Here is an 18,696-nt window from a genome sequence, read left to right as displayed (position 1 = left end):
GCTTTGTCCAGCCGCATCAGATCGCCCATGCGCTTACGAAGGGCGGTAAAATATGGAGGGGGCATGGAACCGCATGACAGCACTGGTGCCGGCTACAGGATTCGAACCCGTGGCCCCCTGATTACAAATAATCGAACACCGTTCATCTACGTTCACCCTCGTTCAACTATTAGTTGAAAACATTGGAAACTGTTTCCCGTAGTGAGCGGCTCTGAACGGCTATATTTGACCTAATCTGTTACCCGGGGTAACATGTTCGCGACGATTAGGGCGATGGCGGATGCTAACAGATACGAAGCTTCGAGCGTTGAAGGCTCCCGAGTCCGGGCGGGTCGAATACCAGGACGACAACGTCCCGGGTTTGCGTGTTCGCGTGAGCAGCAAGGGAACAAGGACGTTCATCCTTCGTAAGCGGCAGGGCGCAAAGGTCCACAATGTTACGCTTGGCACCTTTTCTCAAAGGTTTGGGCTCGCTGATGCAAGGAGGAAGGCACGATCGCTCCTCAACGATCTTGAGGTGGGCAAAGCGCCGATCGCAGGGAAGCGGGTCACGAATGACGCGCTGACGTTCCGAGCGCTTCTGCCCTTATACTTGCAGAGCAAGGAGCACCTGCGATCGCATGGTGAGGTGAAGCGGATCTTAGAAAAGAACGTGCTGCCCGAGTTCGGCGACAGACTGGCAGACACCATCACGCGTGGCGAGGTGACCAAGCTTACCGATGACATCGCTGTCGCGGCTCCGACGATGGCGCGGGCGGTGCATGCGCAGCTCAGCTCCTTCTTCACTTGGGCGATGCCACGGCTAGAGCGGTTACATGCCAACCCCTGCAGAGACGCTGGTCGACCGAGCAAACCGAAGCCGCGGGAGCGCGTTCTCACTGATCCCGAATTGGCTTTGATCTGGAAAGCGGCCGACGCGCTGCCATCGGCTTTCCAAGCGTTCTACAAGCTGCTGATCGTGACCGGCCAACGCAGAGATGAGGTGGCCGGTATGACGTGGTCTGAGCTGGACCGCGGCGCCGCTGAGTGGGTGCTGCCGACACAGCGCACGAAGAACTCCGTGGCTAACGTTGTGGCGCTAAGCGTGCCCACCATCTCGCTGCTCGACAAGCTGGCAGGCGGAGCGGAGTGGCCGACCACCGGCGCTGTACTGACGAGCAATGGTGAAGCCCAGATCTCAGGTTACAGCAAGGCCAAGCGAACCCTTGATGCCGAAATTACGAAGATCATCCGGAAGGGTCTGCCAGAAGATATGCCTTATGATCAGCTTCCCAAAGTCGACCCGTGGCGTGTTCACGACTTAAGACGGACCGTCGCCACAGGGCTGCAGCGATTGGGAGTCCGCTTCGAGGTAACCGAAGCCGTTCTGAACCATGTGTCAGGGGCGCGGGGAGGGATCGCGGGTGTCTATCAGCGTCATGACTGGAAGGCTGAAAAGGGGGACGCGCTCGTGGCTTGGGGGAGGCATGTTGAGGGTGTGGTCAACCATGTCGGTGTAGGTCGACATCATGCGATGTGACGAGAATGCAATAGACTCTGCGCAATCAGCCTCCGTCCAGGACGATACGCGCCTACGGGCGCTATTTATCAAGTACGGCTTAGCAGATGAGCCCAATTCGGCCGGTAAACTCCGTCGGCGCATGTACCGTGAGGTGCGCAGGCTTGAGCGATTAGGGAGGAAACCGGGCGAAACCGACAGCGCCTTTAGTAGGCGTGTTCGCAATAAAACCGTTCAGTACACGGACGCAATCAGACGCTTGCTCTTCGACCCGAACCAATATGCTGATTGGCACCCATCGTCCGAGCAATGGGTGCAATTGGCTGTGCTGCTTGCACAGCGCCATGAGCCGGGCTTCGAAGTGCCTCTGCCCGCAGCTAACGCGAAGCATGAGAACGTTCATCTGCAGGACGGCTTGATGCAATACTTTTTGGCGCAGGATAATATTGGCTCAGCAGCAAGGGCTGCTGCCATGGCATCAAAAGCGATTTCAGCAGGGCTGAAGGCAGGGCGCTACTCCCATTTGGAAAACGACCTTGGTCCGGTGATCAAGGAAGTGCAGGCAGACTCCCTCGCAAGCGGATACTCGGCAAGGAAGAGCAAACAGGAGTCAGAGCTACCGCCTTCGATACAGGCCCATGCGGACGCGAGGAGTTACACGCGTTTACTGGTAGCGGCTGCCTTGAGGATGACGCGTTGGCCCGAGAAGCGCTTCTACAGTCGGACTAACCTAGATGATACGATTGTGAATGTCTCTGAAGAACACGTTCTTGGCCCTATCGATCGTTAGAGATCGCTGCATGATGCAACCCGGTCAAGTCTAAGGCCGAATCACCTATTCTTCTGTTGTCGCCAGCTTGCTCTGGCGGAACAGGAGACAGGTAGTGCCATCTACTTCAGACGTTTTGCAGGCATGGTCCGGCATTCCGGCCACTGGCCCCTTGCTTAAGCCGCGTGAAGCGGCAGATTATCTCGGCTGTTCGGCCACCACATACTATACCCTTGCTCGCGAAGGGCATCTGCCTCGACCGATCAAGCTGTCGGCCGACGGTCGTGCTGCAGGCGTTCCCCGCCCGTGGCTTGACGCCGTCATCGCTGCGCGAGTTGCCGCATGAGCGGGGCTGTCTCTATCGAGCCGCTTCGCCAAGCGTTCGAGGATGTAACTGCCGCAAAGAGGGAGGTCGCCACAAGCCGAGCGCGCCTTGGAGAATTGCAGGCGACAGAAAGTCAAAACGAGCATGACATTGAAATCATGTCAGCCGAGAAACTTGAGGAAGATGCTAGCCGTATAGTTGATGGTGACCATGCTGTTCCAAAGAAACCACGTCGAGACAATAAGCTCGCAAAGCTAAAGGAGGAGCAACCTGCAATCCTCGCGGCCATCACGCTGCAGGAGCGCAGGGTCAAGGCTGCAGAAGCCGCAGTCGGGCCACTTCGCGCAGCACTTGCACTTCCGTCGCTCCATCTCGTTGCTGAGGTCCAGGGCAGTGCTCTAGATGAGATCCGCACGGCGCTAGCAAGCCTGTCAGCTCCAGCACGTCGGCTCATTGCGGCTGATCAGATCCTTGCGGGTCTACTCGGAACCAGTGGGTTCCCGATTCCCGCAGGAGCACCTGTGCCCATCAACGGATCTCGCCTGCTCTCCGGACTACTCAAGGCGATCCCCGACAACGTTCGTCCAGCGGACCTCACACCTGACGACCTCTTCGCCGAGGCCCGCGCGATCTCGCAGCCAATCCTCGCTGAAATCAAGGGAGAACCCACGTCATGAACACACATCTAATCGCTGTTCACACCGTCGTCATTGCCGATCCGGATGTTGCCATGATCGCCACTGGCACTTGGAATCCGGACGGTACACCAGTCATGCGCAAGGCAACTCGGTGGCTCCAACCCAATACGATGTTTCCGGTGTCGTGGCTGCAAGGCGGTGATGCTGATGCCGTCGAGCTTGTTACGGCCGAGGCCGCTCGGTGGCCCACTGAGGCTGAACTTCTCTCAACCGGGAAGGGCTGAGACCATGGCCAACTATGTCACCATCAACTCGCTCGTTGTGAAAAAGCCAGGTGGGCAACTGAGCCGCCCCGCGAACGACTTCATGAATCAATGGTCGGGTACACGGTATCACGAGCCGCTCACGCTGCTGCCTGGCACGACCTTCGACACCGCAACTTACCCCGAGATGACGACCTCTGAAGTCACCAAGCTTGTGTCTGCCGGCGTCATCCGCCCGGCCTAACTGGAGAACAGAACCATGGCACAGGAATCAACCGCCGCAGAACTGGTCGCACTTGCTCGGGCTGTCGGGCTGAAGGGTTACGCCCACCAGCCGGCTGACGGTGAACAGGGGCGATCGCCATCAGACCCGGAAGCCGCCGAACTGGTACTACTCGCTCGACAAGTGGGCTTGGCTGGCTACCCGCCACTAGCCGATGAGGCACAGGCACCCAACGCGTCCGCGCTCAACCCTGTCAGCGCATCACCTGCTGCGACCGCACCGATGACCGACAAAGAACGAGCAACCAAGCGGCATCGGGAGGAAGCCGCTTCAATGGCCCAGCATGCACGGAAGGCCGCGTCGTGAACGCGCGCAGGCTGGCACGGCTGCCATTTGGAGATCATCGGCTTTCGCAGTCCGATCTGAAGCGGATCAAACGCGTTCGTCGCTCTGACAGTCGCCGGGCCACCCGGGAACATGAGCAGCATCGGCAGGAGATCCAGCCTTGACGCCCCGTCACACGAAGCTGCGAGGCTGGTTGCGACTCTGGCGCCATCTAAAGAAGCGCTTCCGATTGGAGGGAAAGCTTAGCCTATGTGATGCTGCTAACGCCGCACTCCATGAGGTGCGTGTTCGCGATCGCATGGCGAAGGTGATTGGCCGCATGCCCGCCCGGAACATGGCACTTCAGGCATGCGCGCCAGCGGACTTCACGGATGGCTGGCGGTTCGTCATCACGGAACCGATCGACTGGGCAACCTGGAAGCGGTTCGACCACATTCCGGAACTGTTGCTGCCGATCCTGCGAGATGAACCTACGTCCTGAAAAACAAACGCCGCCCGGATCTGCATCACCGGACGACGTTCGCTCATCGAAGTAAGTAAGCGGTATCTAAGTACCACTTCGATGGCCTCAACACAAGGCCTCTGCAAACATGGAACTGCTTACCAGCGGCGATGATGTCGCCTGTCTTCTTGCGTCTGAAGGTCGTGCCCAGAGTATTATCAATGAGATCCGTCCGCTGGTCGAGGCTGGCTTCGCGATGCACTGGCTTTATCCTAAGAAGAAGAGCCCTATCGGTGAAGCTTGGCAGGAGCGTCCGGTTGCGACTGTGGCCGAACTGCAGGCATCCTACACTGCTGGCAATAACGTCGGTGTGCGGCTCGGCGAGCCGTCGCGCGTTGAGGGTGGCTTCCTCCATGTGATCGACATGGATATCCGCAAGCCGGATGAAGCCGACTTAGCATGGGAAACGCTGGGCGCCCTGCTTCCCGGCGTCGATCTTCATTCGCTGCCGACCGTTCAATCCGGCTCGGGAGGCGAGTCGCGGCACATCTATTTCGTTACCGACAAGCCGTTCCGCTCGCGCAAGCTGGCTGTCAGCGGGATCAAGTTCAACGACTCTACCGGTCGGCATTGGACTTGGGAGCTGGAACTGTTCGGCACCGACAAACAGGTTGTACTACCGCCCAGCATCCACCCGGACAGCGGTCAAACATATCGATGGATCACGCCGTTTGACCTTTTGGAATTGGAGCTCGGTGCCGGCCCGATTATCCCATCGGTGGCTATCGCGGCCGCTGGGGCAGACGAAGACAGCAACAAGCCATATACTGACTCGGAGCGGGTCGAGGACTACTCGGTTGCCGATGTTCGGCGACGACTGAGCCAGCTCCTTGAGCATCGGTGGACCGACTACCACAGTTGGCGTGACATCGGCATGGCGCTGCACCACCAGTTTCGGGCGGGTGTCGAAGGTCTCGTTATCTGGGAGGAATATTCCGCGCAAATGCCCGGTTGGCAGAAGGGTGTCACTCGTAAGATGTGGCGTTCGCTTGGACGCCAACGTCGCGGCCGACCCATCACCTTTCGTCGCATAATCAGCTGGGCAAACGAGGACAGTGGCGGCTGCGATCGCACGACTTCTGCCGATGAATTTGAGCCCCTGGATGATGACCAACCAACCATCGACAACTCTCAAATTGACGACGAATTCAGTGCCTTGGAGACCAGTGACTCACCACCCCCTGCTGCACCGGCACCCGACGGCGATTGGGACGGCGGCACAATCGACGAACCTGCGCAAGACGATTGGGTTACCCAGCTGAACGGCAAACACGGGGTGGCAATGGTGGAGGGCAAATGCGTCATCCTTCACCACAAACCATCAGGTGGCACCTCCTATGGTTCGGTGACCGACCTCAACAACTTCTACGAATACAAGCGCTGCAAGACCAAGACGGGCACTGAAGCGATCACGAAGGCCTGGATGCGCCATTCCAAGCGGGCGACCTACCCCAACGGAATCGTCTTCGCGCCGGCCGGAGGACCAGAAGGTGCGTATAATCACTGGCGCGGCTACTCGGTGCGGCCGGATGCCGCGGCATCATGCAGTCTCTTCCTCACTCACCTGCGCGACACGATCTGCGGCCGCGATGATGAAGCTTACCAGTGGCTGATCCGCTGGTTTGCCCACATGATCCAGCGGCCAGGTGAGAAGCCTGGCACGGCTGTCGTTTTGAAGGGGCAGAAGGGCACCGGCAAGGACACGGTCGGCGACTATGTCGGCGGACTGTTCGCGCCGCATCACACGAAGATCGGCAACGCTGAGCATCTTTATGGCCGCTTCAACGCGCATCAGGAGAAAACGCTTATGCTGCACGTGGAGGAGGGCTTCTGGGCTGGCGACAAGAAGGCTGAAGGCGCCCTCAAGCACGTGATCACGTCGGAGCAGGTGCAGATCGAACCTAAAGGCGTGAACGCCTTCCAGGTGCAAAGCGTCCTACGCGTGTTCATCTCGTCCAATGAGAGCTGGATCGTACCCGCCAGCTTCGATGAGCGGCGGTTCTTCGTTCTGGATATACCTGGTCGGAAGCGCGACGCAGCTTACTTCGCGGCTCTGCGCGATGAGATGGTCAGCGGCGGCCGCGCAGCTCTGCTGCACCACCTACAGACGCTGGACCTGGCCGGCTTCGATGTGCGCAACCCGCCGATGACAGGGGGACTGCGAGATCAGAAGCTGGCTTCGCTGAAGGGTGTGGAAGCATGGTGGCATGAGACGTTGCAGCGCGGTCTCCTATCGTCTTTCGACGGGGAGGACGAATGGTCATCTTCCGCAAAGGCGATCGGCCGTGATCAGCTCCGTGCTAACTATGTAGAATGGGCAAAGGGGCGGCGGTTCGATGGAGAGATCGCCAACGATGCTACATTCGGCCGGCGGCTACGCGAGATGCTTCCGGATCTGGAGGATAGCCGGCCTCGTGTCGCAGGGTCGCGCGTGCGCCGGTACATTGTGCCTGCGCTAGACGACTGCCGGGCTGCATTCGATCAGTGGATTGGGATGGTGGTCGATTGGGATATGGCAGAGGGCTGAAGAGATACCATGCACCATGATCAGTAGATGTACGCTTTCGTAATTTCAGCAAGCGTGAAGCCTAATCTTTCTTGGTCAAAATGGAGAGGCATACCCCGTTGTTGCTCTTGACCGCAGATCCAGTAAGACCTGATCGTCGTGGTGAGGGGGAGTGGATATATGGATTGGTTATCACAGCATTCTAGCGAGATCATCTCCTTTGTCGGGGGTGCTCTGGCGGGCGGGATCAGCGTTCGTTTTGCATCTAATCGCCAGTCTGGAAACAGCAAGCGTCAAGACTTTAGCAGGTCGTCGGCGGGCGGAGACATCGTCGGTGGCAACAAGACTGGAAATAAGACGGGCAAGTAGGCCGTGCAAAAAGATCTCGGGCAAGATTTCTCGCATGCTAATGCAGGTGGGAGCGTGGTTGGTGGTAACTTAACGCAAGTCTATAATTATGGAACTGCTACCGCTTTAAGTGGTTCCGTAAGAGATTTAGTCCTCAGGCTTCAAAAGGAGATTGATGACGATAAGAAGGTGAGTGTATGGATCGAGGACTTGTTGTTTTTCGAAGATAATGTACCCGAAGATGACATAGATGGGTTAGAAGCTAAGCTGCGTGCCGCAGGCATGGTAAAGAAGATCAGCTTGGCACTAAAGCACAAAGAGATGTTCGCCAAGTTCCTTGAAAAACGCGCACTATATGGGGCTGCACAGCAGCTTTTAGCGTTGTGTCTCCATCGGATATTCGCCGACTTTGAGGCTTACATTCATCCATCCTGTGGCCGTATTCCGCCCGATCAGCTTAACCTTCAGATACATGAGAAGATAGTTTGTCCCGTCGTAGAAGAATATTGCCAGGGCGCGTTCAATATCAATCATGGTCTCGTACTGGGTATGACTTACTGGCTCGCGGATAGATGCTATGTGCGCTGGCATGAGGCGGCGTGATGGTCGCACTTGTCTATCATCCAGCCTACGACCCTTATGGCTCGGCTCTACGCTGCGTTCAACTCCTACTAGCGGCAGATAGGCCCCTTGTGGAAGAACAGCTTCGTCTTTTTGACTTCGTACTCCTGTTCCCCGAATTTATTACAAGCTTTCGACTAACTACCGGCCTGCGCTCGCAATGGAAAAAAGTTGAGTATCGCCGAAAATTCACATACGAGGAGCGCCCAGCTAGAGCGCGACTTTTCGGAGAAATGGAGCCAACTTTCGATGCGGCCTTTCAGACGCTCAAAGCTAAGGGCCTCGTCGAACTAGCGGACCAGTCTGTGGGTGCTGTTCGAATAAATGAGGGTGCTCTACCATCGGGGCTACGAGCTTTGGCCATGAAGCGTAACAAGTCCGTACAGTCCCTTTTGGCGTATCTCGTTGAACTCAATTTGTCGTTGCCTTTCAGTGGACCAGACGGTCTGAAGGATCGATCAGGCCTATTGGAATATCGGTATGACATCGTCTGATCCAACCTTGATGGTTCGCAGGCTTACGGTCACTCGTGGGAAAAGCACTGCATATGATGCCGATTTCCATCCTGGCGTGAACGTGCTCGCTGGTGAAAATAGTTCAGGAAAGTCAACTATACTTGCCTTTCTGATTCATGCTTTGGGCGGCAATATCTTCCAGTGGAGCGAGCATGCACTTCGATGTGAGCGATCGTATGTCGAGGTAGCTCTCAATGGTCATATCGCAGTACTGAGCCGTGAAATATCCATGCAAGGTCAGCAGCCTATGGATATTTTCATAGGTAACATGGATGCCGCGCTGGCAGCAGCTCGTGCGAATTGGCTCCGATTTCCATACCGCTCATCATCTGAGAAGATCAGTTTTTCGCAGCAGCTTTTTGGTATGCTGGGTCTACCGGAACTTCAAACAGAAGTCTCTGGGAAGATTACGATGCATCAACTGCTTAGGATGCATTACTCTGATCAGATGAGTTCGGTCGATAGCCTATTTCGAGATGAATCTTTTGACTCGCCCGCGTTGCGTGATGCTATCGGGCGCTTTCTGTTCGGCGCATACGACAACCAAATCTATCGAAATCAGTTAGAGATTCGTCAACTGAAGTCACGTCTCGATGAGGTTAATGCAGCGCTGCGCAGCATATATGCTGTTCTGCCACCAGGGACGCCGCTTACTCTTGAGTGGGTTTTAGGTCAGTATCGAATACTTAACCAAGAGATTGACCAACTCAATGTAAGCATAGAAAAGCAAGAGGCTACTGCGGAATCCTCAGACGAACCCTTAAGCTTGGCGCCGCTTGCGGCAGCCCTTTCAACACTTAGTGAGGTGCAAAGGAAAATCGTCGAAGCCGATCAGGAAATTGAAAGCATTAGATTAGAGCATGCAGATTCAGCCATATTTATTGATACGCTTACGGACAAGATCGAGAGTATCGAAGATTCTGCGGCTGTAGCTTCTGATATAGGGGAAGTGCGCTATACTCATTGCCCGAGTTGCTTCGCTAGCTTGATCGAGATCCAAATGGAGGGTGCGTGTCATCTTTGTCAGCAACCATTTGATCATGAACGCTTGCAAGCTAGGATGCTTCGACAACTCGCGAGCATACGCCGGCAATTGAAGCAATCCGCTCAGCTACAATCAGAGCGCGAGGTAGATTTGGCGCGGCTAAAGGGGAAACGCGATGAGCTGTCTTCCGCTTGGCGGGTTGCTAGCGAAGCTGTCAACCGTTTGAAATCGAGACCCACTTCTCCTCTGCGGCAAAATCTTCGACAATCATATGAGAAGATCGGTCGATTGCGGCAGGAGCAGGCAGCGCTAAGCGAACGCGCTACGCTAATTGAAAAGCTCGATCAGATGTCTGCGGAGAAGCAAGACACACAAGCTGAAATCGTTAAACTCGAAGACTTGAACATTCGGTTAATCTCGGCAGAGTCCGACCGTCTCTCTCGGGGCGTATCGGCTGTATCGCACGAAATACTTTGGTTCCTCAAGAAGGATCTTCTGCGGCAAGACACGTTCGAGGAAGCTAAGGCAGTAAGCTTCTCATTTGAGCGCGACAAAATATCTGTAAACGGCGTTGACTACTTTTCGGCAAGTTCACAAGTCTACCTCAAGAACTCATTTATTGCTGGGTTTTTGTTTGCAGCTACTGAGATCCCTGCGTTCCGTCACCTTCGCTTAGCAGTTATTGATACGATCGAGGACAAGGGTATGGAGCCTGAGAGAAGCCGGAACTTTCAACGTCTCCTTCTACAGCGATCTAAGCTGGCTAAGGTGGATCATCAGATCATTTTCGCGACGGCAATGATTGATCCGACCTTGGACAGCCCTGCTTATATTGTAGGTCGCAAATCGACCCACTCCGATCGGACACTTAGTCTACTCGGCTAGAAAAGCTAGCGACAGTGTCACTGCTGACCTCGGACATTTCCTTATTTAGGCACAGTTGAGATCTTAAGTTCAAGTACCAGTTTTCTGCCCAAAGACATCTGAGCGTTGAAGGCGATCCAAGGACGCTGCTTTGACCCAGCGCCCCCAGTTGTAAGTCACTACCTTGCACGATCAGCAGCAAACGCTTCCACTTGATCCAACGTCGCTTCGTACGGTCGGCGCCAAATCCCGTAGATTACCTCATTGTGGTAGTCGTCGACTACTTGGTACCCTGAGCCATACCAGGTCCGCAGGTGTGACCGGGCAGGCGTCTTACAAAGACGAAGGCCAACCCGTCCTAGCCGACGACGAAGACGTGTTTCACGGTTGATGATATCCATATCCTGTTCCTCAACGCACATAAAGGTTTGCGCACCCGACATCATGCCGAGCCGCCCGTTTGCTGTGCGTTGACGGAACACATTCGCCATAACGGGAGAGCGAAGGAGCCGTGGGCCACTGAGGACTTACGACGGTGATACTCAGAGCCGCGATGCCGTGCAAGTCAGATCTTGGGACGCTCTGCACATCGGAAGACCTTTAGCGGTTTGGCTTGCTGCTGATCGCGTTGGACCGTTCACCCGCTTGCATGGACCGAATTACCGGCTTGTTGGACCACAATTTCAATACATTCTAATAAGATAGAGATAAAGGTCCAAGAGATCCAAGTGGTCCAGGCACATTGCACCATGCGCGCCCAAGCCGATGCGGCCAGTAAGCGAAGGTGATCGTTAAACATACCTCCCGCGTCAACTGCACGCTGTGGGGATAAAAAGCGTCAAATGCATGGATCACTTGGACCTGCGTTTGATTACAATGGCTTAATGGTGCTTTTGTGGTGGACCATCGCATGGGTCATCGTGGACCAACGTGGACCGCGCGGCCAGACTGCTCAAGTTACTTTACGGCTCCCAGCAGCTTGGGCGCGGAGCGCTGAGCCGCCTTGTCGAAGAGATCTCAAACATCTCGATAGGCCCATTTGATGATATAACGTCTCCTGAAATCCTGTCTACTTCGCTCCCGCACTAAGCTGCATCGAGCGATGATTTTGCTTGCCGAATCCGGAAGTACCGTTGAAGTAAGCCATCGCTCGGGCAGGGGCGATAAAATGGGGGTGTAATGAAATTAACTGGCCTTTTGGCAACAGCAGCGCTGTTGACCTTGAGTACTGCGTGCGGCGCGTTCGCGCAGGAGCGGACCGCTATCAAGCAGGGCTTCGAGCTACCCGCAAATAGCGGCAAACGGATCATGGTTTTCCGACCGAAGGTAAGCGTAGGGGCGCAATCGACCGGCGGATTGTTTGAACCTAATGCAGAGTGGACCGATCAGGCTCGTAAAAACATTGAGACTGCACTCAGGAAACAGCAAGCTGGGCTTGGCAACGTCGTGTTGCTCGCGCCTGAAAGCTACGGGAACCAAGCGCAGCTGGTGGAAGAGTACACCAACTTGTTCGATGCAGTGTCTCAGGCAGTCGTCAACTATCAGTTCTTCGTTGGAAATCGCCTGCCTACAAAGAAGCGCGATAACGAGGCAGGTGTTTTTAGCTGGTCGCTGGGCGAAGGCGTCCGCGATCTTCCTGGCGCCAAGGATGCCGATTACGCTCTCTTCATCTTCAACAAAGATGCATATGGATCAACCGGCCGGAAGCTTCTGCAGGTAGTCGCGTTGCTTGGGCCTGGCCTGGCAGTCACGTCTGGTGAGCACAAAGGTGCAGCTGGGCTTGTGGACCTCAGGACCGGCGATCTCGTTTGGCTCAATGCCGACTTCGCCATGGGCGGCGACGTGCGCGAAGTTGATGGTGCTGAAAAGCGCGTGGTTCAGCTCTTGGAAGAGTTTCCGGGCAGCGTCGCCAAGCGTAGCGCGGAAGCCAAGCCTTGAGGGCGCTATGCTTCGGTATGGCGGCCGCGCTGGCTTTAGCGACCCCTGCATGGGCAGCTACAAGCTACAAGCCGGCTCCCCCGCCGCCGCCCTATGCCGGTGTCTACCAGCCGCAAGGCGTGGATGAACTAGGTGCTTGGCGAGAGGATGACGAAAGCGAGCGCAAGCTGGCTAACTCTCCGATCGTCATCCGAGACGAGGCGCTCACCTCCTACGTCAAAGGTGTGCTCTGCTCTGCGGTCGGGGCTGATCGCTGCAACGCTGCGCGTGTGTATATCGTTCGCGAACCAAGCTTCAACGCGTCGATGTCACCAAACGGCACCATGCGTGTTTACAGCGGGCTGCTTCTGCGAGCCCGGAGTGAGGCCGAATTAGCATCCGTGCTGGGGCACGAATTCGGCCATTTCGAAAAGCGCCATGGACTGGCGTTTTTCAAGGCACACCGCAAAGGGACTGATCTGCTCAGCTGGGCAGCAGTGCTCGCTTCGATGTCGAACGGCTACAATGTCCAGCGCAGTTTCAACGACATGGAGCTCTCCGTCTACGGATCGCTCTATCGCTTCAGTCGAGACAACGAACGTGAGGCTGATCTTGTCGGTTTGGGGTATCTGAACTCAAGCTCTTTGTGCCCGCAGGCCGCCTCGCGGATCTGGACGAACCTGATGGCTGAGACAGAGGCTTCAGCCAACGCGCGCGGCTTGAAAAAGCCTAGGTTTGACCAGGTCGCATTCTTTGCCAGCCATCCACCGGAAGCTGAGCGCGCTGCTTATCTTGGCGCTTTGGCAGCTCCGGAGGGTGCGACCCGCGATGAGGGCGCTGATCGGTACAAGCAAGCGCTCAGCAAGTGGATGCCCGTCTTTCTTGACGACCAGATCAAGCTCAATGATTTTGGTGGGAGCGAGTACCTGATCAATGAGCTTGCTGAGGGTGGATGGACCGGCCAGCTGTGGTTCTCACGGGCAGAGCTCTTTCGCACGCGTGGCGCCCCTCGTGACGTTGGTCACGCGGCAGAGTTCTACACCAATGCGATCTCCCTCAATCCAGAAATGGCAGATGCGCATCGCGGACTCGGACTGTCGCTGATTAAGGCTGGTCGAAGCACCGAGGGTGTCGCGGCTCTACAACGATATCTTCAGCTGCGGCCGGCTGCCTCGGACGCGGCTATGATTCAAACGACGATCGCATCAATGGGAGTAAGCTCGTGACCAAGAACCGAGGCCGCGCGTTCGCGTGCACAGTAGCCTCTATGGCGCTCGCCAGCTTTGGTGTCGCGCATGCCAATGCATACCGTGAAAAGGGCAAGGAGGCACAGGTAACGAAGGCGGGCATCATCGTTACACCGCCGCGCGACTGGAACAGGCTTGATGCTAAACTAGGCAAGTTCGCAGAGGTCTGGACGCTGGATGGCGAACAGTTGAACGACGTGACGTTTTACGGCGGTGTGGAGGCAGGTTCTCCGCTGGTGAAGGAACGTGACAAAAAGCGCGATCCGCTTCCAAAGTTTACCACGACGACCCTGCTCATCGAAGTGCCAGAGCTGCTCGAAGGAACCTATCGCTCCTACAAGCAGATCGGCAGCTTCAGTGTTACAGGATCAAAGCCTGAGAAGTTCCTTGGACAGGCCGGTGTACGGTTCACCTACGAATACCGGGATGACGATGACCTTCCGAGGAAAGGTGAGGCTCGCGCGGCACTCATCAAAGGCAAGCTCTACATGGCCACGTTCGACGCTCCGCGGTTGCACTATTTCGATAAGGCGATTGATGAGGCCAGGGCGTTGGTCGATACGGCGAGGTTCGGTGGGTGATATAATCTGAGCTGTGGCGGTCGCGTGATGTCGCGTTGCTTTGTTGTTATCGCCGCGATGTTCGGTGGAGTAGCGGCGATTCCCGATGCCCTCGCCCATCCCGGCGGCCTGAACGCAGAGGGGTGTCACAACAACCGCAAGACCGGTGATTATCACTGTCATCGGGGCGGATCACGGCCGAGCCCTGTTCAGGCTCAAAGCTTTCTAGGCAGGGCCGGGGGCAACGCCTATTACCCGAACTGTGCTGCGGCGCGTGCGGCCGGTGCAGCACCAGTGCGAAGAGGGCAGCCAGACTACCGGGCTGGCCTAGATCGCGATGATGATGGTGTTGGGTGCGAGTGAGCGCCACGTTGATCTTACAGTCCTGCAACTCCTCGACGAGATTGAGAGCGGGAAGGCCTATAAGGCGAACTGAGCCTTAAGCAGTCGCGCGAGTTATGCTCAACTTGGTGCGAGTTGAGCTTCGAGCAGAGCACAAGCGGTTGCAAAATTCTCAACTAACTATCGAGCATTCGCACTTGCAGCATTACGTATTCGTCAGCATAAGGGGTGTGCCTTTCAGGCATCCTCTCCCAAACTTCGATGGCTCGATCGGCAACGATCGGGCCTTTTTTCTTGATCGCCAATACATCGCTGCTACGTAGCTGAGGCCTCGTGGGCTGGCGCTGGGAGAGGATGCGAAGACATCCGGCCAGCCCTGAGGGTAGCAATTAGCTGGATATGTCGCCGAAGGTTAGCCTATAAGTCGATGGATGGTCGCCGCCATGATCGGGTCGCGTCCGACATCATGCGAGTCCGCTCGACCTCGCTTTAACCCACGGCTCAGGGGATCGATCAACGCCGAGTGGAAGCTCGCACACCTGAGCCAGTGCAATCGCTTCCTCCGGCGTTCCACCAGTCCACTGCTCCCATTGATCCCGATGCAGAATCGTCGGCATGCGATCGTGCACATCGGACATCTGTTCGCAGCCATTGACCATGACCATAGAGTACGCGTCGCCCCACTCAGCTGTCGGGCGCCAGACGCCGGCGACTGCAAACAGCTCCTCGCCATGCAGCGAGTACCACGTGCGTGTCATGCTGCCTTTCTCACCCTCAGCTTCGGCCCAGGCAGTCACCGGGATTAGGCAGCGACGCTTGGCGAAGCTGTCGCGCCAGAATGCGGTGCTGAGCTTATCCTCGCGAGCATTGTTCACGGGCTTGGGCTTTAGTGGCAGCCCCGTTTTCTTGCTCTTGAGCACCAGCGGGAAGCCCCAACTCATCGCGCGCGCGTGCCCATCGGCAACCACCACGCCGGGATAGCCAGGATAGATCTCGGCGGCAAAGTTGGCGCCGATGTCGGCCTGCACTGCGAAGAGGCGGGCGACTTCATCCATGCCCTTGGTCATGCGGTAGAGGTTGCACATGCCGGCATGATGGCGCAGCAATGAACGTAGTCAATGCACTTCCGATCCTTTAATCCTTACGTGGATCTTGGTTGCTGGATCAAGTGGGCATAGCTAAAATCGAAGTGAATTATGAGTTCAGGACAGAGGTCGAACTACTCGCTGAAGCTATCGACAGCGCCGCAATCGGTTCGGCTGCGATCGGCAATGAGGGTCGGGCAAAATCATCCGAGACCGATTGCCTGCCAACTGCCGCCCAGTCTTTTTATCTGCTGGCAGATAAGGATCTCAGCGTTCGATGATGCGACCTGTGTTCCGAGCACGCTCTGCATACTCGTTTAGCACCGAAATCGGCGGACTTGCGGTCTGATAGCGGTTCTCATGTAAGATTTGAAACTCTCTCGCAAAATACTCCACAACCGGACCAGTCCTGTCATTATGAATAATCTCGGGAAGCGGTAGCGTTGCAAGCTGGAAGAACTCACCATAGCTCTTAGAGCCGTTTGTAGTTGCTTTCGCTACTGACCTTTGTCCGGGAGAGAAGCTCTGATAATAGAATAGCCAGCCATTGAGCGAGAATGTGGATGGGGGGTTCCCAGCTTTCATAGCAGCAAAGTCATTCCAATGCGCTCTGTAAGCGGCCCACAAAAGTGGCAATAAAAGCACCAGCGCGATCTCCATCTTGTGCGGCCAAGATGTTACGAACGCCTCAAGCATGTCCATCATCTGCTCGACATCTCGGTTTGATGCTTCAACGATATCAAAGAAAGTAGTTATTTGGTAGACAGGTTGTTGGCCGGCGAAGACAAAGAACTGCTCTAAAGAGATTCCAGCCTGTTTAGCGAAGTTCTCGATGATGCGCTCTCGGGCAGGCGTTGGAAACACAAAGGTTCTGTCAAAGAACCTCCGCAAATAACGACGGCCATCGAAGTCGGAACCATAGACTGCTTTGATCGAGTGCGAGAGTTGCTCACTATCTGTTGCAACTACAAAGACAATGCCGTCTATGTCAAAGAGATGTTTGATTTGCTCTAGAAGTTCGATAGCGTAATTCGGCCTGCACCTATCAAGCTCGTCTACAAAAACAAACATAGGTTCAACGATGTTGCCATCTTCATCCCAAGCCGCACGAAGGGCGAGCGACACGTCTTTCTTGAACCCAGCGATTGCCTCTCGGGATACTCGTAGTCGCTGAATACGCTTTTCGATAAGCCCTGCTGCGTCGCCTTCTAGTTTCGCGAGATCATCTGCGAGATCGTCGCCACGACCTTCAGACGCGCCAAGTTTTTCCGCAATGGCATCTACTGAGATGCCGAGACCGAGCTTGGCTGCATGTTTAGCAACCTGCTTTCCGCCCTCGATTGCGATAATGCCAAGTTTCCGTTTGGCATCTCCGATCTTCTCGGAGACGGTTTTAGAGTTTGCGGCAATGGGGCTCACAGACTCGTCGATAGCCTCAATCATGGTCGAAAGAGGCTCATCGGATAGATCGTCGCGCCAAGCGTTAATGAGTGCGGTTAGATGACCATGATCACTCAACTGTGTGCGGAGCGCATCAAGGAAGAATGATTTCCCATCTCCCCACTTGGCATCGATGTTGAGAATGTAGCTAGCGGTCCGACCTTCTTCCTTGCGCTGGAAATATCGTCGGGTCAGCACAGACACGAGATGTTCAGCATCTCGTTTCCGGTCAAGGAGATCATGCTTCCAAGGTTCAATCGGCACAGTGAATCTCCGCTAAATTAATAGTGGCATGAAACGCGGAGCCAAATCTCGCAATCCCCTTACCGCATCTTCGGTAATTCAGAGTGCATTTCAGAGTGCATGACTGCGGCCAATCAACTTCCGCATTCCATTAGATCAATAGGGTTGGCGGCCCGATGGCAAGGCCGGGCTGGTGTAGCCAGCAGAGGCGGTGCCATCCGCTAACTCGGCACCGGGAAATGCATCAACGAAACGCTGGGCATCGGCCACACTGCGAAAGTAGACCGCGAACGCCTCATGGAAGCTTGAGCCTGAGTCTGGATGCTGAGCGAAGTTCCCTCGCAGGAGGTTCGCTTGCATCCAGGCGGTCATCCTGGCGCCATCTGGAAAGCCCATCCCATCGGCTGGCAAGGCGAACCTAACGCGGATAGGGAAGCATCGTTCGTCCATGGTGCGTTGCGATGTGCTTCTGCGAGCCATCGCTATAGACCAAGCGGAAGTTGGCGAGCAACGGACTGCTCATTCGGTTCGATCGCATCGATGATCACGGCCGCTATAGCGTCGGCGGCTCGGCGTCTGAGATCCGGATCAGGCATGGTCAGGCCTACCCGAGCCCAGCCGGGGCTTTGTGTTTCTACCAGGTCAGCGATGAGGGCTCGGTCGATTCGTTCCATGTCTCTGATTGGAACAAACATGGAACATAACGCAAGTGAGATGCTATGGGTCTGGCTCAACGATTCGCATCGAGGTGCTATATGACTGCCAGCAAAACCCGCGAAGTGCTTGAGAACGTGCAGCGTGAGATCGGCCGTATCGCGGCTGGTGGCGGCGCCTTTCAGGACATCACCAAGCCAACAGACTTCGGCGCTTTCACACCGGCACCCGCCGACAGCCGGCTCAAGGACGAAGGCAGGACAAAGACGGCTGAGGAGAAGCCGGCCTTCGCGCGATGGCTGTTGCTGCAGGTCGACAAAGACGGCTTCCTTGGTCAGCTCGCACAGGCGGCAAGGGGCGATCGTGGCTTTCCGAAGGACGGCGATGCAGAGGCGGTGCGTAAGCGACTGAACACGCTCAGCGCTGATCCTGACATGCACGAGGCGCTGGACGATGCGGAGCTGGAGTGGTCGAGCTTTTGAGGGGCAGCGTTTGCCTGTTGGCAGACCTTATCGATATGGGCTTTTTGTGACGACCATCTTCCGATCCGGTCTACTGCAGGAGATCAGCACCGATCCATCATCTGTCGGGAACCTGGCCATGCGTAGGACGCTCGTCTCTACGATGTTGATTGGTGCCCTTTCGAACTGCTCAGACAGTCGCTCAATGCGCCGCACGCATTCATCAAAGTCCACCGGTTCGGAGTTAGAGACGACTTCGCCACTGCCGACCCTCTCAACAGGAGTAGCTATTGCCCCGGGCGAAAAAGCGCTGGAGCCGGGGCCTGGGCTTGGACTTGGGCCGGG

At 56.0% G+C, this 18,696-nt stretch carries 21 protein-coding genes; 18 read left to right on the top strand and 3 right to left on the bottom strand.

The window, feature by feature from the left end:
• The first annotated feature begins 280 nt into the window (after window positions 1-280).
• From ACXJ1Z_RS02580 to ACXJ1Z_RS02505, 16 genes are all read left to right on the top strand, one after another.
• Entirely contained in the window at window positions 281-1,519 is a 1,239-nt protein-coding gene (locus ACXJ1Z_RS02580) for a tyrosine-type recombinase/integrase (protein ID WP_463779317.1), read from the top strand.
• Window positions 1,520-1,640: 121 nt separating this feature from the next.
• A complete protein-coding gene (locus ACXJ1Z_RS02575) occupies window positions 1,641-2,288 on the top strand; it encodes a hypothetical protein (protein ID WP_463779316.1) in 648 nt (215 codons plus the stop codon).
• Between the two features lie 94 nt (window positions 2,289-2,382).
• Window positions 2,383-2,613 (top strand): helix-turn-helix transcriptional regulator, encoded by a 231-nt coding sequence (locus ACXJ1Z_RS02570; RefSeq protein WP_463779314.1) that lies wholly within the window; start codon window positions 2,383-2,385, stop codon window positions 2,611-2,613.
• The gene (locus ACXJ1Z_RS02565; protein WP_463779313.1) at window positions 2,610-3,269 is read left to right on the top strand and encodes a TolC family protein; all 660 of its coding nucleotides are present in this window, start codon (window positions 2,610-2,612) and stop codon (window positions 3,267-3,269) included. Before ACXJ1Z_RS02570 ends, ACXJ1Z_RS02565 begins: the two co-directional genes overlap by 4 nt.
• Window positions 3,266-3,514: a hypothetical protein gene (locus tag ACXJ1Z_RS02560; protein ID WP_463779311.1), complete on the top strand. Its 249-nt coding sequence runs from the start codon at window positions 3,266-3,268 to the stop codon at window positions 3,512-3,514. The genes ACXJ1Z_RS02565 and ACXJ1Z_RS02560 overlap by 4 nt, the downstream gene beginning before the upstream one ends.
• A 4-nt stretch (window positions 3,515-3,518) precedes the next feature.
• Window positions 3,519-3,737 carry a hypothetical protein gene (locus ACXJ1Z_RS02555; RefSeq protein ID WP_463779309.1) on the top strand — a complete coding sequence of 73 codons (219 nt, stop codon included), beginning with the start codon at window positions 3,519-3,521 and terminating at the stop codon, window positions 3,735-3,737.
• 15 nt (window positions 3,738-3,752) lie between these two features.
• The gene (locus tag ACXJ1Z_RS02550; RefSeq protein WP_463779308.1) at window positions 3,753-4,082 is read left to right on the top strand and encodes a hypothetical protein; all 330 of its coding nucleotides are present in this window, start codon (window positions 3,753-3,755) and stop codon (window positions 4,080-4,082) included.
• Window positions 4,083-4,359: 277 nt separating this feature from the next.
• Window positions 4,360-4,542, top strand: coding sequence for a hypothetical protein (locus ACXJ1Z_RS02545; protein WP_463779306.1), 183 nt, complete (start codon window positions 4,360-4,362; stop codon window positions 4,540-4,542).
• Between the two features lie 109 nt (window positions 4,543-4,651).
• On the top strand, window positions 4,652-7,090 hold the full coding sequence (locus ACXJ1Z_RS02540; protein WP_463779305.1) for a DUF5906 domain-containing protein: 2,439 nt from the start codon (window positions 4,652-4,654) through the stop codon (window positions 7,088-7,090).
• Window positions 7,091-7,441: 351 nt separating this feature from the next.
• Complete coding sequence (locus ACXJ1Z_RS02535) at window positions 7,442-8,020, top strand: ABC-three component system protein (protein WP_463779303.1); 579 nt, start codon at window positions 7,442-7,444, stop codon at window positions 8,018-8,020.
• A complete protein-coding gene (locus ACXJ1Z_RS02530) occupies window positions 8,020-8,532 on the top strand; it encodes an ABC-three component system middle component 5 (protein WP_463779302.1) in 513 nt (170 codons plus the stop codon). Before ACXJ1Z_RS02535 ends, ACXJ1Z_RS02530 begins: the two co-directional genes overlap by 1 nt.
• Before the next feature lie 10 nt (window positions 8,533-8,542).
• Window positions 8,543-10,423 carry an AAA family ATPase gene (locus tag ACXJ1Z_RS02525; protein WP_463779300.1) on the top strand — a complete coding sequence of 627 codons (1,881 nt, stop codon included), beginning with the start codon at window positions 8,543-8,545 and terminating at the stop codon, window positions 10,421-10,423.
• Window positions 10,424-11,581: 1,158 nt separating this feature from the next.
• Window positions 11,582-12,340 carry a hypothetical protein gene (locus ACXJ1Z_RS02520; RefSeq protein WP_463779299.1) on the top strand — a complete coding sequence of 253 codons (759 nt, stop codon included), beginning with the start codon at window positions 11,582-11,584 and terminating at the stop codon, window positions 12,338-12,340.
• 17 nt (window positions 12,341-12,357) lie between these two features.
• A complete protein-coding gene (locus tag ACXJ1Z_RS02515; protein WP_463779297.1) occupies window positions 12,358-13,545 on the top strand; it encodes a M48 family metallopeptidase in 1,188 nt (395 codons plus the stop codon).
• Window positions 13,542-14,147 (top strand): hypothetical protein, encoded by a 606-nt coding sequence (locus tag ACXJ1Z_RS02510; protein WP_463779296.1) that lies wholly within the window; start codon window positions 13,542-13,544, stop codon window positions 14,145-14,147. The genes ACXJ1Z_RS02515 and ACXJ1Z_RS02510 overlap by 4 nt, the downstream gene beginning before the upstream one ends.
• 27 nt (window positions 14,148-14,174) lie before the next feature.
• Window positions 14,175-14,489 (top strand): excalibur calcium-binding domain-containing protein, encoded by a 315-nt coding sequence (locus ACXJ1Z_RS02505; RefSeq protein ID WP_463779294.1) that lies wholly within the window; start codon window positions 14,175-14,177, stop codon window positions 14,487-14,489.
• A gap of 443 nt (window positions 14,490-14,932) precedes the next feature.
• Here ACXJ1Z_RS02505 and ACXJ1Z_RS02500 read toward each other — a convergent pair whose 3' ends face one another.
• Window positions 14,933-15,553, bottom strand: a complete 621-nt coding sequence (locus tag ACXJ1Z_RS02500) for an SOS response-associated peptidase (protein ID WP_463781145.1) — start codon at window positions 15,551-15,553, stop codon at window positions 14,933-14,935.
• A gap of 71 nt (window positions 15,554-15,624) precedes the next feature.
• Here ACXJ1Z_RS02500 and ACXJ1Z_RS02495 point away from each other — a divergent pair, with 71 nt between their 5' ends.
• On the top strand, window positions 15,625-15,834 hold the full coding sequence (locus ACXJ1Z_RS02495; RefSeq protein WP_463779293.1) for a hypothetical protein: 210 nt from the start codon (window positions 15,625-15,627) through the stop codon (window positions 15,832-15,834).
• Here ACXJ1Z_RS02495 and ACXJ1Z_RS02490 read toward each other — a convergent pair.
• Both ACXJ1Z_RS02490 and ACXJ1Z_RS02485 read right to left on the bottom strand, forming a co-directional pair.
• On the bottom strand, window positions 15,821-17,257 hold the full coding sequence (locus tag ACXJ1Z_RS02490; RefSeq protein ID WP_463779292.1) for a KAP family P-loop NTPase fold protein: 1,437 nt from the start codon (window positions 17,255-17,257) through the stop codon (window positions 15,821-15,823). The genes ACXJ1Z_RS02495 and ACXJ1Z_RS02490 overlap by 14 nt on opposite strands.
• Window positions 17,258-17,718: 461 nt before the next feature.
• Window positions 17,719-17,910 carry a DUF6771 family protein gene (locus ACXJ1Z_RS02485; protein WP_463779290.1) on the bottom strand — a complete coding sequence of 64 codons (192 nt, stop codon included), beginning with the start codon at window positions 17,908-17,910 and terminating at the stop codon, window positions 17,719-17,721.
• Window positions 17,911-17,991: 81 nt separating this feature from the next.
• Here ACXJ1Z_RS02485 and ACXJ1Z_RS02480 point away from each other — a divergent pair, with 81 nt between their 5' ends.
• Window positions 17,992-18,372 carry a hypothetical protein gene (locus tag ACXJ1Z_RS02480; RefSeq protein ID WP_463779289.1) on the top strand — a complete coding sequence of 127 codons (381 nt, stop codon included), beginning with the start codon at window positions 17,992-17,994 and terminating at the stop codon, window positions 18,370-18,372.
• Window positions 18,373-18,696 lie beyond the last annotated feature (324 nt).

It is taken from the genome of Novosphingobium sp. TK46 (assembly GCF_055361525.1).
The sequence above is the reverse complement of the archived record's forward strand: the minus strand, read 5'-3'. Positions and strand labels throughout refer to the sequence as shown.